Annotated in this window: 11 protein-coding genes and 1 pseudogene; 7 read left to right on the forward strand and 5 right to left on the reverse strand. The window is 59.8% G+C overall.

Annotation, left to right across the window (positions count from 1 at the left end):
• Positions 1-93: 93 nt before the first annotated feature.
• The 4 genes and pseudogenes from EJ070_RS02255 to EJ070_RS02265 all read right to left on the reverse strand — a co-directional run bounded on the left by EJ070_RS02255 (position 94) and on the right by EJ070_RS02265 (position 3,900).
• Positions 94-1,695, reverse strand: a complete 1,602-nt coding sequence (locus EJ070_RS02255) for an SDR family oxidoreductase (protein ID WP_029356561.1) — start codon at positions 1,693-1,695, stop codon at positions 94-96.
• Between the two features lie 148 nt (positions 1,696-1,843).
• Complete coding sequence (locus EJ070_RS02260; protein ID WP_050580531.1) at positions 1,844-2,431, reverse strand: nuclear transport factor 2 family protein; 588 nt, start codon at positions 2,429-2,431, stop codon at positions 1,844-1,846.
• A gap of 138 nt (positions 2,432-2,569) precedes the next feature.
• Positions 2,570-2,692 (reverse strand): annotated as a pseudogene (locus EJ070_RS36865) (ferredoxin); the annotation flags it as partial.
• A gap of 29 nt (positions 2,693-2,721) precedes the next feature.
• Entirely contained in the window at positions 2,722-3,900 is a 1,179-nt protein-coding gene (locus EJ070_RS02265; protein ID WP_029356565.1) for a cytochrome P450, read from the reverse strand.
• 1,484 nt (positions 3,901-5,384) lie between these two features.
• Here EJ070_RS02265 and EJ070_RS02270 point away from each other — a divergent pair.
• Positions 5,385-6,617, forward strand: coding sequence for an MFS transporter (locus EJ070_RS02270; RefSeq protein ID WP_029356567.1), 1,233 nt, complete (start codon positions 5,385-5,387; stop codon positions 6,615-6,617).
• Between the two features lie 159 nt (positions 6,618-6,776).
• On the opposite strand, the gene EJ070_RS02275 is transcribed toward EJ070_RS02270, so the two are convergent.
• The gene (locus tag EJ070_RS02275) at positions 6,777-7,913 is read right to left on the reverse strand and encodes a ChuX/HutX family heme-like substrate-binding protein (protein ID WP_084831565.1); all 1,137 of its coding nucleotides are present in this window, start codon (positions 7,911-7,913) and stop codon (positions 6,777-6,779) included.
• A 586-nt stretch (positions 7,914-8,499) separates the two neighbouring features.
• On the opposite strand from EJ070_RS02275, the gene EJ070_RS02280 reads away from it, so the two are divergent.
• The 6 genes from EJ070_RS02280 to EJ070_RS02305 all read left to right on the forward strand — a co-directional run bounded on the left by EJ070_RS02280 (position 8,500) and on the right by EJ070_RS02305 (position 13,103).
• Complete coding sequence (locus EJ070_RS02280; RefSeq protein WP_029356570.1) at positions 8,500-8,820, forward strand: iron-sulfur cluster assembly accessory protein; 321 nt, start codon at positions 8,500-8,502, stop codon at positions 8,818-8,820.
• 17 nt (positions 8,821-8,837) lie between these two features.
• Complete coding sequence (locus EJ070_RS02285; protein ID WP_126038026.1) at positions 8,838-9,155, forward strand: hypothetical protein; 318 nt, start codon at positions 8,838-8,840, stop codon at positions 9,153-9,155.
• Positions 9,156-9,168: 13 nt separating this feature from the next.
• Positions 9,169-10,380: a cysteine desulfurase NifS gene (gene nifS / locus EJ070_RS02290; protein WP_029356572.1), complete on the forward strand. Its 1,212-nt coding sequence runs from the start codon at positions 9,169-9,171 to the stop codon at positions 10,378-10,380.
• Between the two features lie 180 nt (positions 10,381-10,560).
• Positions 10,561-10,938 (forward strand): nitrogenase stabilizing/protective protein NifW, encoded by a 378-nt coding sequence (gene nifW / locus EJ070_RS02295; RefSeq protein WP_029356574.1) that lies wholly within the window; start codon positions 10,561-10,563, stop codon positions 10,936-10,938.
• A gap of 187 nt (positions 10,939-11,125) precedes the next feature.
• On the forward strand, positions 11,126-11,977 hold the full coding sequence (locus tag EJ070_RS02300) for an electron transfer flavoprotein subunit beta/FixA family protein (RefSeq protein ID WP_029356576.1): 852 nt from the start codon (positions 11,126-11,128) through the stop codon (positions 11,975-11,977).
• A gap of 16 nt (positions 11,978-11,993) precedes the next feature.
• Positions 11,994-13,103 (forward strand): electron transfer flavoprotein subunit alpha/FixB family protein, encoded by a 1,110-nt coding sequence (locus EJ070_RS02305; RefSeq protein ID WP_029356578.1) that lies wholly within the window; start codon positions 11,994-11,996, stop codon positions 13,101-13,103.
• The last annotated feature ends 8 nt before the right edge of the window (positions 13,104-13,111 follow it).

Genomic DNA, 13,111 nt, shown 5'->3' on the forward strand with positions numbered 1-13,111 from the left:
CGGCATGCACATGCTTGGATCTCAAGCACCTCGGGTGCGTCGTGGAGCCGAGGCTTCATAATGCTCGGCCGGTCGCCTGCGAAGGCCTGGCAATTAACCTGCGGCCTCCGCAAAACATTCGTCATAGAGTTCGCTGGCGTTTCCCGCATCACCGAACGAGGTCCAGCCGCCGTCCACGTAGAGGATCGAGCCGTTGATGTATGAGGCGTCAGACGAAGCAAGGAAGAACGATGCATCTGCGACGTCTTCTGGCCGTCCCATCCTGCCCATGGGGATGCGTCGTCCGATTGCTGCCAGGTCGATGCGGCCGGCTTTGGCCAACTGAGCAAGTGCGGGCGTGCGGATGTGGCCAGGAGCGACGGTGGCTGTCCGAATTCCGACCGGCCCGAGTTCGGCCGCCATGCAACGGGTCAGCATATCCATCCCCGCCTTGGAGGCGCCGTAGGCATGGCGCGGCGCGAACGGCAGAAAGCTGTCGATCGACCCGAGATTGAGGATCACGCCGCCCGGGCGCATAGCCTTGATCGCTTCGCGCGCGCAGGTGAAGGCGCCGGTAAGGTTGACATCCAGGACGTGTTCGAGCTGTTTCGACAGTTGCTCGATCGCAGGCACAATCCTGTCGGCGGTATCAGCACTATTGACCAGAACATCGATATACCCGAAGCGTCCCCTCAGTTCTTCGAACATCGACACCACATCGCTCTCGACGGCCACGTCCAGCGATTTCGCCAGATGCTTGCCGGGGAGCGATGTAGCCAGCTCTGCCGCTGCAGTGCCATCTTTATCAGCAATCACGACGGTGTCGCCGTTCGCGGCAAAGCGGCGAGCGACGGCCGCGCCAATGCTTTTTGCGCCACCGGTGACGAGCACGATTCGCGCATCTGTGCATTCGGCCGGACAGGAGAGCTCGGCTTGGAGCGCACCATCCACCGGCGGGTGAGCATCCCCCGGCTGGTTGAATGACATCCAGCCTCCGTCGACTGCCAGCACCGAGCCGGTGATGTAGCGCGCCTGCGTGCTGCTCAGAAAACGCACGACCCTGGCGATCTCGTCGGGGCGAGCCAAGCGCCCCATCGGCACGCGGCGGCGTATCGCCGCGAGGTCCATTTTGCCAGCGCGTGCCAGTTCTGTGACCATTGGGGTGCGGACGGAGCCCGGCGCCACCGCCGTGACGCGGATTCCTCGCATAGCCCACTCGCATGCAAGGGACTTTGTCAACGAGATCACGCCAGCTTTCGAGGCTGCGTAGGCGTTGCGCCTGGGATTGCCGACCACGCCCGCCATCGAAGCCACATTGACGATCGCACCGCCCGGCTTCATGCGCCGCGCCGCTTCCCGGGCCATAACGAATGGCCCAATAAGGTTCACTGTCACGCCGCGTCGGAAGGTATCGACAGCGGTGTCGATGATCCTATCCATCGTGGGTCCAACCGCCGCATTGTTGATGAGGACATCGATTTGCGCGAACCGTGCTTCGACCTGGCCGAAAAGTGAGAGCATGTCCTTCTCTCGCGACACATCGCACTCCAGACCGACGTGCGGCGACCCGAGATCCCGAGCCAGTTCAACCACACCACTGCCCGGAAGGTCCACCGCAACTACAGTGTCTCCGTCCGCGGCAAGGATATCGACCAGGGCACGGCCGATCCCGCCCGCAGCGCCTGTGATGATTACGGTGCGTGCTGCCAGTTTCACGAGAGCTTCTCCACGATGACCGCTTGTGATCTCAGCCCATCAACCTTGGGCGGAATGAAGGGCCGAGCCAAATCGTTGCAGTGACCGCCAGTTGCGGCCCCACACAGATGTCGTTCCCGTAGGGCGCTCATCCTCCATTTCTACCCACTTATGCAGCTCCCAGTTGGGGACCCTCGACGCCATCTTGGTCGGTGGGGATGTGACCCTTGAGCAACTGGTAGATGGGATCGTCTGGATGTGGTGCTCCAATCGGCTGTCGCCGGCCGAACCTATCTGCCTCAAGAATCGCTGGCGGGATTTGCTCCTCAACCCAATCGTAGACGACTGTCCGTTCCGCAATTCGCCACTCGTCCTGCCTCTTCTGAAACAGATCGCAGTAACGGCCGCAAAGCAGCGTCTGACGTATTTCTTGGTCTGTATCCGGTCCGCGTTGCAGCGCGGTGAAATAGCTCTCGACCGCGGCCTCTGCTGAACTGATGAAGTCGATCAGGCTGTTCGTGATTTGATGGATATTACGGTGCCCCGGCAGACCGAGAGCAAATTGGATGAAGTCCTCTGCCGGTCCGCAATAGGGACCGTGCCTGTCATACGCTTCGGGCCAGTATGCGCTACGCAGCGCCGCCTCATCGGCGCGGTCTATCCCGCGGCAGTACCGATACAGGCAGTTGCGGATCGCCTCTCGGTCACGCAGTTCGGTAATTTTCGCGTGGTCGACAGGGTCTGTCGCGAATTGTATGATTGTTTTATCCTTCCCGATGCCAGTCTGCACTTTGCGTGTGTCTCTCTCTACAACTGAGTTAGCGGGGGGCTCGTCAACTTCCAGAGCTTGTTCGGGGCAGGCTCGTACCCCTTTTGAGGCAAGCAGTTGCTCCCCATCGGCAACATCAATATCACCGGGCAAGATGTAGCCGGCGTCATCAAGCTTGAAGACTCTCGGCGCCCGCGCCCAGCAGCGCGCATGACCCTGGCATCTGGCTTTATGTACGACGACACGCATAGCGAACTCCAATGTCGTTGGCTGAAACTTCAGGACCAGTCCAGGATCAGATTCTCGATCCCGAACACATGGCCGCCGAAGGTGATAGGTTCAGTCCCTGTCTTGATCCGAAAGGCTGGGATGCGCGCCAGCCACTCCTCCAGGCCAATGACAATCTCCCGCCGGGCAAGGTGTGAGCCAAGACAACGATGGGGACCATAGCCAAAGGCAGCGTGCCGGTTGTCCTCGCGCGCCAGATCGATCTCATTCGGGCATTCGAATTCCGCCGGGTCACGATTGGCAATCATCGTGGCACAGGAAACATAGTCTCCCTTGCGGATCGGCGCGCCTTTGAAGTCGACATCCTTCGTTGCCACTCGGATCATCTGAATGGTCGAATAGGCGCGCAGCAATTCTTCCGCAGCGACGGCAGTCCGGTCCGGTTCGCTTCGTAGCAATTCCTGATCTTTGGGGTTGCGCGCGAGATGGGCCAAGTCGAAGCATATGGCTGCTGAGACCGTGTCGAGCCCCGCGACAAACACAAGCACGCCGATGCCACGGACTTCTTCGTCACTGAGCAGACGGCCCTCGACCTTTGCCTTCACGATGAAGGTCATGAAATCATCGACCGGCTCCTTGCGGCGCTCGGTGGCAAGTTCGTCGATGAAGGCCACGATCGTCCGGGCTGCGGGTGGTCGTTGCTCCTTATCGCCGTGGAGCAGATCTCTAGCCCAGCCGACAAATGTTTCTAGTCCGTCGTCCGAAAGCCCAATAAAGCGAAGGAAGATATTGACCGCGAACGGAACTGCAAAATCCTTCATGATGTCGCAGCTCGTGCCTGATGCGGCGATCCTGTCGATCAGCTTGATCGCTCGTTCCCGGACAGCCGGCTCCAATGCCATTACCCGCTTTGGCGAAAGCAGCGGATTGAGCAGTGAGCGAAAAACACCGTGGAATGGCGGATCGAGCTCAAGCGGGATCATCGGCCAGCTCTCGCCGAGCACAGAGGCGAAGATGCTGCGATGGCTGGAAAACGTTTCGGTGTCCTGCAGCACCCGGCGCTGGTCGCTCGCGCGAGTGATGACCCAGGTACCCCGACCGTCGCGCGTGTTGCTGGTTGAATAAAAGATCGGAGGCCCGGCATGAATGCAAGCAACCGCTGCATGCGGATCCCCGTTAGCGGTCGGCAACATGCCGGGCGACGTAAACAGGTTGAAGTCCCTCACCATTTCGGGCGGGACATGATCTGGAACCGGCCGCGATTTAACCGCGCCAGAATCGAGAGACCGTTCATGAGATGCTGTCGGCATTTGCATGCAATCGTTGGTGCAAGCTCCGTGCCGAATTCGTCTTTCGATAATCCTTGCTGTTTGCTGGGCAGCAGGTGGCGCCTGCGCTGACTTGCTGGTCGGGATTGCAACATTCTTGTCCAGCGTCGGACACAGAATGTAGAAAGCTAGACACCGACTTGGAGCAACTCAACTGGTGGGATCGCTAGCCGATCATGTGCCCGGGGAGCATCCAGTTCGAAAGCTTGCGCTAAGCGGCTTGGTGACTTGGCCGAGGTCACCCAGGTGGAAATGACCAACACTTGGGGTGAGCCTAGTGGCGCTCCCCTCGATGATGTCTGGCGGGGTGGTTAGCCGCCTCCGTGGGACAAGATCAGTCTACACGAATGGACTATAGCCTCTCCTCGCCTGCCTCATTGGCCGTCCTTCAGAGCCGGCCACACGAGCTTTTGTCTTTCAGCAGGGCGTTTTTCTCGCCAGCTACAGAGCCACACCGACGCCATGAGCGTCCAGTCGACGGGTTGGATGGCCCTGTCCATCTTGCCCAGCACCTTGGCTTCGCATTTGCCGGTGCGGCGGAAGCCTTCAAGACGCAGTTCTTGACCTTCTCCAGATCAGCCTCGGACGGATATCGGCAAGGGTTCAGCTCGTCCTTTTGAACTTGCGCATCTTCGTGTTGGCCAACCCCAGGCCGCCCGACATATTTGCGGTCTATCCGGCACCTCAACTTCGAACAACCTTGCGGCAAGCTCTTGGGATAGCCCACGCTCGTGCCTCCACCACCCGCTCAGCAGAGCCAGATTTGTCGTTGATGGCACGGAACTTGCGCAGTCATTCGCAGATGCGTCACGGACCGAGAGTGTCGTCCCATGAATTCGATCACCAAAAAGGCCGCCCGACGTTGCTGGGACCGCCTGCAATCACCTTATCCCAAAATTGGGAGCAACGGCTTCAAAAGGGATAACTCATCACCTCAATTTTGTCGATCGCGCGGCCATCGAACCGCAGCCATCGATCAGACTTCCGCCTCGTTGCACTCATTGCGACCGCCTTGGTGCTTGCGACAACCGCTCAATTCTGGCTGCCAGGATAACCACATATGGCGACGGAACTTCCTGCTTCAAAGCAATATAGAGATCGTCGATCATCCCCCAATCAAGGCCTCGATCGAGGACACCGCGTTCGGCTTGCTTGGTTCGCAGTGAACAGGCCGCACTTCGACGAATGCGATCGATGCGACCGCGCCGAGAACTCTCCCGCATTGTCGACGGTTGGGTCCGTCGGCCCTCCGATGAGGCCTCGGATGCGTCGGGCGCCGAGGCCTCGACTGATGCCGACTGGCCGCCGCCGGAAGGTCTCGCGGCTTTGATCCCCGGCGATGTAGCCACCCCTGCTGCAACAGCTCCTAGCCGGAGAACTCATTCATGACCGAATCGGCGACAGATTTAGTGGACGCGGCTTTGTTCGACCGAGATCGGCTTGACCCAGAAAGTCCCTATCAACGTTCTGGCCCTGCATGGGGTGCCATCATTTCGCTTTCCTTCGGCACCTTCGGGCTTGTGACGGCAGAGTTTCTGCCCGCCAGCGTTCTGACACCGCTCGCGCATGATCTCCGTATCACCACGGGCACGGCTGGACAGGCGCTAACAGCGACCGCAATCGTCGCGGCGATCTCGGCACCGATAATCGCCATCGTGACAAAGCGTCTGGACCGCAGGGTCGTCATCTGGGCGATGACGCTGCTGCTGATCCTGTCGAACGTTCTGGCGGAGGTTGCGGGGTCGCTGCCGGTTTTGCTGGCGGCACGCGTCGTCCTTGGCATATCGCTTGGTGGTTTTTGGTCAATTTCGGCAGCGTTGGCGATGCGGCTGGTTCCAAGTCACCTCATGCCGCGCGCCATGTCGATCATCCTCACCGGCGTTTCTGTCGCCTCCGTCTGCGCGGCTCCAATCGGCGCTTATGTCGGTGACATTTGGGGATGGCGAGCCTCGTTCAAGGTCGCCGCAATCGTGAGTGCCGTTGCGCTGCTCGTGCAACTCGTAACCATTCCGCCACTGCCTCCGATCGAAGTGCGCAGATTCCGCAGTCCGCTGGATGTCGCGAAGAATCCGGCGATGAAGGTTGCGGTGCTAGTCGTGCTATTGGTCGCTTCCGGCCATTTTGCCAGCTTCGCCTACATCCGCGCCTTTCTTGAGAGCGTTCCTGCGCTCGACAAGAAGTCGATCCCGCTCGTGTTCCTTGCTTTTGGCACGGCCGGCGTCTTCGGCAATTTAGCCGGCGCATTCCTCACCAAACACAGTCTCAAGGCGGTCGCGGCCCTGCCGCCCCTGCTCATTGCCGTAGCCGCTGTCTCGCTCCTGACGATGGGAGCATCGGCCTTGATCTCGGCAATTGCAGTTACCGTATGGGGCTTTGCTTTTGGCGCAGTCCCGGTCGGATTGCAGACCTGGATGGTGCTGCGCGTCGCTCCGGAACAGGCCGAGAGCGCTGGTGTACTGATGGTCATAGCCTTCCAAGTGCCCATCGCAGCCGGCACAGCTTTCGGTGGCCTATTGGTGGATCACACGGGTATTGCCAGTGTCTTTGTCTACAGCGCGGTTGCTACGTTCCTCGCTGTCTTGACAGTATTTTTGCTCGGCCCGAACCGCAAAACCTGACCGCCTGGTGGGGAGTGACGACGGTCGGCGGCGTTCACGCTATTGTCACCTCTGAGCTCGGCCCAAAGGCCGCGGCTTCGTCGTAACCATGCGGTCGATGGGGCAGCGCCAAATTGCTTCCTGCTCATCGCGTTGCGATAATACAGCGCGCTTATTGCGTCATCGTGTCCCCGATCTCGGCTTCAATGCCCGGCTACTGGCTGCGGAGGCAGATGGGCGCCGGCGTCCCACCGACGACGATCGGTCTTTTCTCATGTAGCTGTCGGGGAAACGAGGCAGGTTTTCCGCCAGAACCCGCCAGTCGTCGCGCTCGCGTTCGCCTTCCTTGCGCGCACCGAACAACTGGATGATAATCTTGCCGTCGGACCCATATGCTTCGAGCGAGGTGACGTGACTGTCATTGGTCGGCTTGCGCACGGCCCAAACCTCACGGATTTGGTGGGTCCTGAGATGCAGCCGGAACGTTTCGTCCAGCACATAGATGCACGGCCCGATCTGCTTGACCGACTTGATTAAGCCGGAATGGGTCTGGATAGAACCTCGGTTGCCGACGAAGCACATGATCGGCAATTCGTCTTCGGCCGCACGCTGGAGCACGGCGCCAACTGCGGCATTGTCGAGCAGCCAAGCGTAATCCTGGCCGACCATGCGCAAAGCCTGGCAGCGGCTGAGCTTGAGCGTCTTTAGAAGGTTGACGTCAGTCAGCCGGCTCCAGTGCTCGCGTAGGTCGTCCACCGTGCCGGCCCAGTCCGCAGTCCTCGCGCCCAGGTCGGCTACTCTCGCCTTAAGCGACATGGTCGGCTCCTGGTTGGCGGATACGAGCTCGGCCACCAGCTTTCGATAGGCATGAAGGTTGGAGACCGGCCTGAGATGCACCTTATGCACTGCTGCGCCGGTGGCGTCGAAGAATTGCAAACTGCGCTGGATTCCGCCGCGATGGCGCCTTTCAACAGCGAAACCATACCTCCAAGCCTGCGGGAAGACGCGAAGGTCGAATTCGTCACCAAGGACCATGGCGTGATTGTTGCCGGTTATCACTCTGTTGAAGACGCCAATCTTTTCGTGCACGGCACCTTGATTGCGGGTCAGCGCCGTCACTTCGCCCACGAATTCGAGGCCCGTCAGAAGGTGATTGACGCGCGGGTCGATGCGTGCCGCGCCGAAACCGCAATGGGCCGCGACCAGTTCCGCTTCCGAAATGGCCAATTGGGCGGCGAAATCACGCGCGGGAATGTTCGGACAGACTTCCCACGCACGCCGGATTTCGTTGGGCGACCGCTTCTTGCGCTGATCCATGTTTTTACCCCCGCCCCGTTCTTCTTTTGACGATCGATCGAAAAACGGGCCTCAGGGGTGTGCACGGCGGACGCGATCGATCGTCAGGCACATGCCAGTCGAATCCTGTCTCCGGGCGGTCAGCGGCCAATCGCCGGTAGAGAGCGATTGTTGGGTGGTCGGCGCCAATCGGCCGATCGAGCATTCGGGTACCACCGGCGGTGCTGCTTTCCCACTCAAGGCGGGTCTGATGGATCATATTGCTTTCCTTCGTTCTTCGATTGCGAGGGCAACCCAAAGGTGAATCGGCCGGCAATTTTGCCGCCGCAACGAAGGCTTCACAAAAATCGTGCCAGTTGCTCCGCGGCAAGCTCTGAACATCTTTGGCTCTGTTCATTGCTTTACGCGTGAGTGCATCGCGAACTCAGGCGCCCTTCCTGTGACGCGGACGCGACAAACCCGACAGTAAGTGTCGGTTGTCGGACGTCTCCCCAGCAATCGAGCATAAGAGACGTCGGGATGTCCTACGGTTTTTGACACGTCTTCCCTTTGGCACGGTCCATGCGAGATGATCCGCGAAAACGTCGGACCGAGGAGAAATCGAGCCATGATTACGCTCACCGACAACGCTGTTGCCGCCATCAAGGCCGCTCTTTACCGCGCCAGCGAGCCGGCGGAAGGATTTCGCATCATGGTCCATGCCGGCGGCTGCGCCGGCTTCCAATACTCAATGGGCCTGGAGAGCGTCTCACGTGAGGGCGATGCGATCATCGAGCGAGATGGGCTCAAGGTGTTCATGGATAGAGGCTCCCAACCCCATGCCGCCGGCATGACCGTGGACTTCGTCACTGGGCTCGAAACATCCGGCTTTGTTTTCGATAACCCCAATGCGCGTGAGACGTGCGGCTGCGGCAAGTCCTGCAAATGATTGCGAGGGAACAGGCTATGTTCGACTATAGCGACGCCAAGGAATACTGCGTCGAACCGGTAACCGCCGGCGCTCTGGAACCGGCCGACACGCACTGTCGGCCCGGAACAATTGCGTTCGGTGATGCGCGAAATCGCGATCATCGATCGTTGCCGTGGGCAAGCAAACAAAATTGCCCGAAACAGCTGAATTCCCGGCGGATGCCGCCACCAAAGGGCAATGTCGACAGCGACCGGTCAGCCAAGCCATCGCTCGCCCGGCCGCCCACCTTACCAGATACGATATGCGCCAGAGGTTCAATGGCCCGCCTACCCTTGAATCATTTCAGCAGTTGAAGGATCACTCCCAATGAGCCCTGTCTATCTCGACAACAACGCAACGACGCGGGTTGATCCTGCAGTCGTTGGAGCGATGTTGCCTTTCTTTACGGAGCAATTTGGCAATCATTCGTCCATGCACGCCTATGGCGCATCGGTTGCTGAAGCCGTGAGAAAGGCGAGGCAACAGTTGCAAGCCCTCATCGGCGCGGGATTCGAGGACGAGATCATCTTCACCTCGGGCGGGACTGAAAGCGACAGTACAGCCATCCTTTCGGCGCTGGAGGTGATGCCCGACCGAACGGAAATAGTGACTTCCGCGGTTGAACATCCGGCCGTTCTGAAGTTGTGCGCGCACCTTGAAAAGACGCGCGGCGTCAAGGTGCACATTATCCCAGTCGATCACCACGGCCGGCTCGACCTGGACGCCTACAGAACCGCCCTCACCCCACAAGTGGCAATCGTCTCGATAATGTGGGCGAACAATGAGACCGGTACGATCTTTCCCGTGGTTAAGCTTGCCGATCTAGCCAGGGAAGTCGGCGCGCTTTTCCACACTGATGCAGTGCAGGCGGTCGGAAGGCTTCCGATTGAGCTGAAATCGACCGCGATCGACATGCTGTCGCTCTCCGCCCACAAGCTGCATGGTCCAAAGGGGATAGGCGCGCTTTATGTAAGACGTGGCGTGCGCTTCTCCTCCATGATCAAGGGTGGGCACCAAGAGCGCGACCGGCGTGCAGGCACTGAAAACACACCCGGCATAGTCGGACTGGGCATGGCGGCCGAACTCGCCTTGAAATTCATGGACGAGACAAAACGAATAAAATGGTTGCGCGACCGCCTTGAGAACGGGATCATCCAGCGCATCCCAAACACATCCATCAACGGCGATCCGCAAGAGCGATTGCCAAACACTGCAAACATTGGATTCGAAGGTATCGAAGGCGATGCAATCCCAATTGTCTTGAGCCGGCTGGGAATCGCCTGTTCCGCCGGGTCCGCCTGTGCCTCTGGCTCACTGGAACCGAGCCATGTTCTGATCGCTATGAACGCGGCATGTGGGGCAGTCCGCTTCTCCTTGTCGCGTGACAACGGCGAAGATGACGTAGACCGCGTGCTTGAGGTCCTGCCTGCGATCACCGAGAAGCTACGGGCCGTTCCCAGTGCTGGACTGTGCGGGCGAGGTGCAGAACAGCTTCATTCCGGCCCGGGTCCGAGCGGCACAATAGCCGACGAGCCGTGAGGTCTTCCTCAACGTGACGACCCTGCGCAATGGAGAGCGGTCAAACCCGGGGTCGCCTTCACCACTTCAGAAAAGCTTGAGATCGCCAAGTCTCTTGCCCAGCCGCCGTGCCAGAGGTCGGCACGCCGTCAGCAATGTCACCAACGCATCGACACCACAATTTCGTGCCGGGAGAATACAATGAACTGCTCCGCTGACAGCCGCCCGATCGATCCCACCGATATCCTGGCGCGACTGAAGGGGCTGTCGGCTGCGGAGGACTTCTTCGCCTGCCTTGGCGTCTCCTACGACCCGAAAGTGATGAATGTCTCGCGGCTCCATATCATGAAGCGCGTGGGCCAATACCTTGCCGAAGAAGATTTCTCCGGTCTGCCTGACCAGGTAATCGCCGCGCGGGTACGCGCCAAGCTGGAACGCGCCTACGAAGATTTCGCGACTTCCTCGCCGCTCACGCAACGTGTGTTCAAGGTGCTAAGGGACCACGATCCAAACATATGTGCCGCACCTGGCCGCGCCTTCGTCCCTCTCGACTCTGCACTGAAGCGGTTCGGAAAGTAATGAGCCCGACACGGCTGCGGCGCGACAATGTCGAGAAGTCGACAAATCCAGTCCTCATGACGCCTCCTCGGAAGCAAACGAAGCCACCTTCTGGAATAGAGGCAGGAAGAAGACTTGGCATGAACGATGCAGGCATGAGGTGAACCGCCAAGCACGCATCCGGACTGGGAGCTTAGAGAAATCGCCAATGCACATCGTAATCTGCATCAAGCAGGTGCCGGATTCGGCACAGATCCGCGTCCACCCGGTGACGAACACGATCATGCGTCAGGGTGTGCCGACCATCATCAATCCCTACGACCTGTTCGCCCTCGAAGAAGCGCTCAAACTGCGCGACGTTCATGGTGGCGAGGTTACTGTGCTCACAATGGGTCCGCCCATGGCGGAGGACTCGCTGCGAAAGGCGCTCGGTTACGGTGCTGACCGAGCAGTTCTCTTGACGGACCGCTATTTTGCCGGATCCGATACGCTGGCGACCTCCTTTGCTCTTTCGCAAGCAATCGCAAAAATTGGGGAGACTTTCGGCAGGCCGGACATCGTCTTCACCGGCAAGCAGACGATTGACGGCGATACCGCCCAGGTCGGACCCGGCATAGCCAAGCGCCTGGATCTATCGCAACTTACCTATGTCGCGAAGATTGCCTCCATCGATCTCAAAACGCGCGAGATCGAAGTCGCGCGTCGCGCCGAAGGCGGCACCCAGTTGCTGAAGAGCAGACTCCCTTGCCTCATTACCATGCTGGAAGACACCAACGAAATCCGCCGGGGCTCGCTCCAGCAGGCTCTTTGCGCGGCGCGCAGCCAAGTCGTGAAGTGGACTGCAGCCGACGCCGGCATTGATGATCTCACCCGGTGCGGTCTGCGTGGCTCGCCGACAGTCGTCAAGCGTGTTTTCGCCCCCACCGCACGGGCAGAAAGCGCGGCGCAGATCGACACCGCGGAAAAGTGCTTGCAGGACATCGCCGATGAACTCATCGCCAATATCTTAACCCGCCGGCCGGCGCTGGAACATGAGTTGGCCTTCAACAGCGGCACGTGACGGCCAGGAGCAGAAAATGTCGACCGCAAGCCAAGCTACCCCTCGCCTCGCCCCCGGCCGTTCCGGTGTAAAGAAAGAACTTCCCGACCGTTTCAAAGACTACCGGCACGTGTGGGTCTTCCTCGAGCTCGAACGCGGCAATGTGCATCCTGTATCATTCGAACTGCTGGGTGAAGGCCGCAAATTAGCCGACAAGCTTGAAGTCCAGCTCGCGGGCGTCGTGCTGGGACCGCCGGGCGAGATGGTCGAGGACGCTGTTGCCGAGGCCTTCGCTTACGGGGCGGATCTTGTCTACATCGTCGATGCGCCGCCGCTCGCCGACTACCGGAACGAGCCGTTCGCCAAGGCGCTCACGGATCTGGTCAATACCCATAAACCCGAAATCCTCCTTCTCGGCGCGACCACACTGGGCAGGGATCTTGCGGGCTCGGTAGCGACGACCCTGCAGACGGGGCTCACGGCCGACTGCACAGAACTTGATGTAGATTCCGACGGTTCACTCGCCGCGACCCGTCCGACTTTTGGTGGCTCGTTGTTGTGTACGATCTATACACTAAACTACCGGCCGCAAATGGCGACGGTGCGACCAAGGGTCATGCCTATGCCGCAGCGGGTGGATAAGCCGGTCGGGCGTGTCATGCGGCACAAGCTGTCGCTCGTTGAGGACGATATCGTCACCAAAGTCCTCGGCTTCCTGCCGGATAACCAGTCGGCAATGGCAAATCTTGCCTATGCGGATGTCGTGGTTGCGGGAGGCCTCGGTCTCGGCGCGGCGGAGAACCTTCAGCTTGTGAAGAAACTTGCCCGAGCGATCGGCGCCGAGCATGGCTGTTCGCGCCCCTTGGTCCAGAAGGGCTGGATGCCGGCTGATCGGCAGATTGGCCAAACTGGCAAGACCATTCGACCGAAGCTTTACATCGCGGCCGGAATTTCCGGCGCCATCCAGCACCGAGTTGGGGTCGAGGGGGCCGATCTCATCGTCGCGATCAACACCGATCCGAACGCGCCGATTTTCGAGTTCGCCCACCTCGGGATCGTCACGGATGCAATCCGCTTCCTGCCCGCACTGACGGAAGCCTTCACCCGGCGGCTGTCGCCGCACAGTCGAGACAAGCTTGCGAGTTGAGGGAGAGG

It is taken from the genome of Mesorhizobium sp. M1E.F.Ca.ET.045.02.1.1 (assembly GCF_003952485.1).
In the GTDB taxonomy this organism is placed as follows: Bacteria; Pseudomonadota; Alphaproteobacteria; order Rhizobiales; family Rhizobiaceae; genus Mesorhizobium.

Excerpts from the sequence above, each read along its gene's own strand:
- EJ070_RS02265 (WP_029356565.1), bottom strand. The coding sequence starts at position 3,900 with ATGGTGAGGGACTTCAACCTGTTTACGTCGCCCGGCATGTTGCCGACC.
- EJ070_RS02270 (WP_029356567.1), top strand. The coding sequence starts at position 5,385 with ATGACCGAATCGGCGACAGATTTAGTGGACGCGGCTTTGTTCGACCGA.
- EJ070_RS02275 (WP_084831565.1), bottom strand. The coding sequence starts at position 7,913 with ATGGATCAGCGCAAGAAGCGGTCGCCCAACGAAATCCGGCGTGCGTGG.
- EJ070_RS02280 (WP_029356570.1), top strand. The coding sequence starts at position 8,500 with ATGATTACGCTCACCGACAACGCTGTTGCCGCCATCAAGGCCGCTCTT.
- EJ070_RS02285 (WP_126038026.1), top strand. The coding sequence starts at position 8,838 with ATGTTCGACTATAGCGACGCCAAGGAATACTGCGTCGAACCGGTAACC.
- nifS (WP_029356572.1), top strand. The coding sequence starts at position 9,169 with ATGAGCCCTGTCTATCTCGACAACAACGCAACGACGCGGGTTGATCCT.
- nifW (WP_029356574.1), top strand. The coding sequence starts at position 10,561 with ATGAACTGCTCCGCTGACAGCCGCCCGATCGATCCCACCGATATCCTG.
- EJ070_RS02300 (WP_029356576.1), top strand. The coding sequence starts at position 11,126 with ATGCACATCGTAATCTGCATCAAGCAGGTGCCGGATTCGGCACAGATC.
- EJ070_RS02305 (WP_029356578.1), top strand. The coding sequence starts at position 11,994 with ATGTCGACCGCAAGCCAAGCTACCCCTCGCCTCGCCCCCGGCCGTTCC.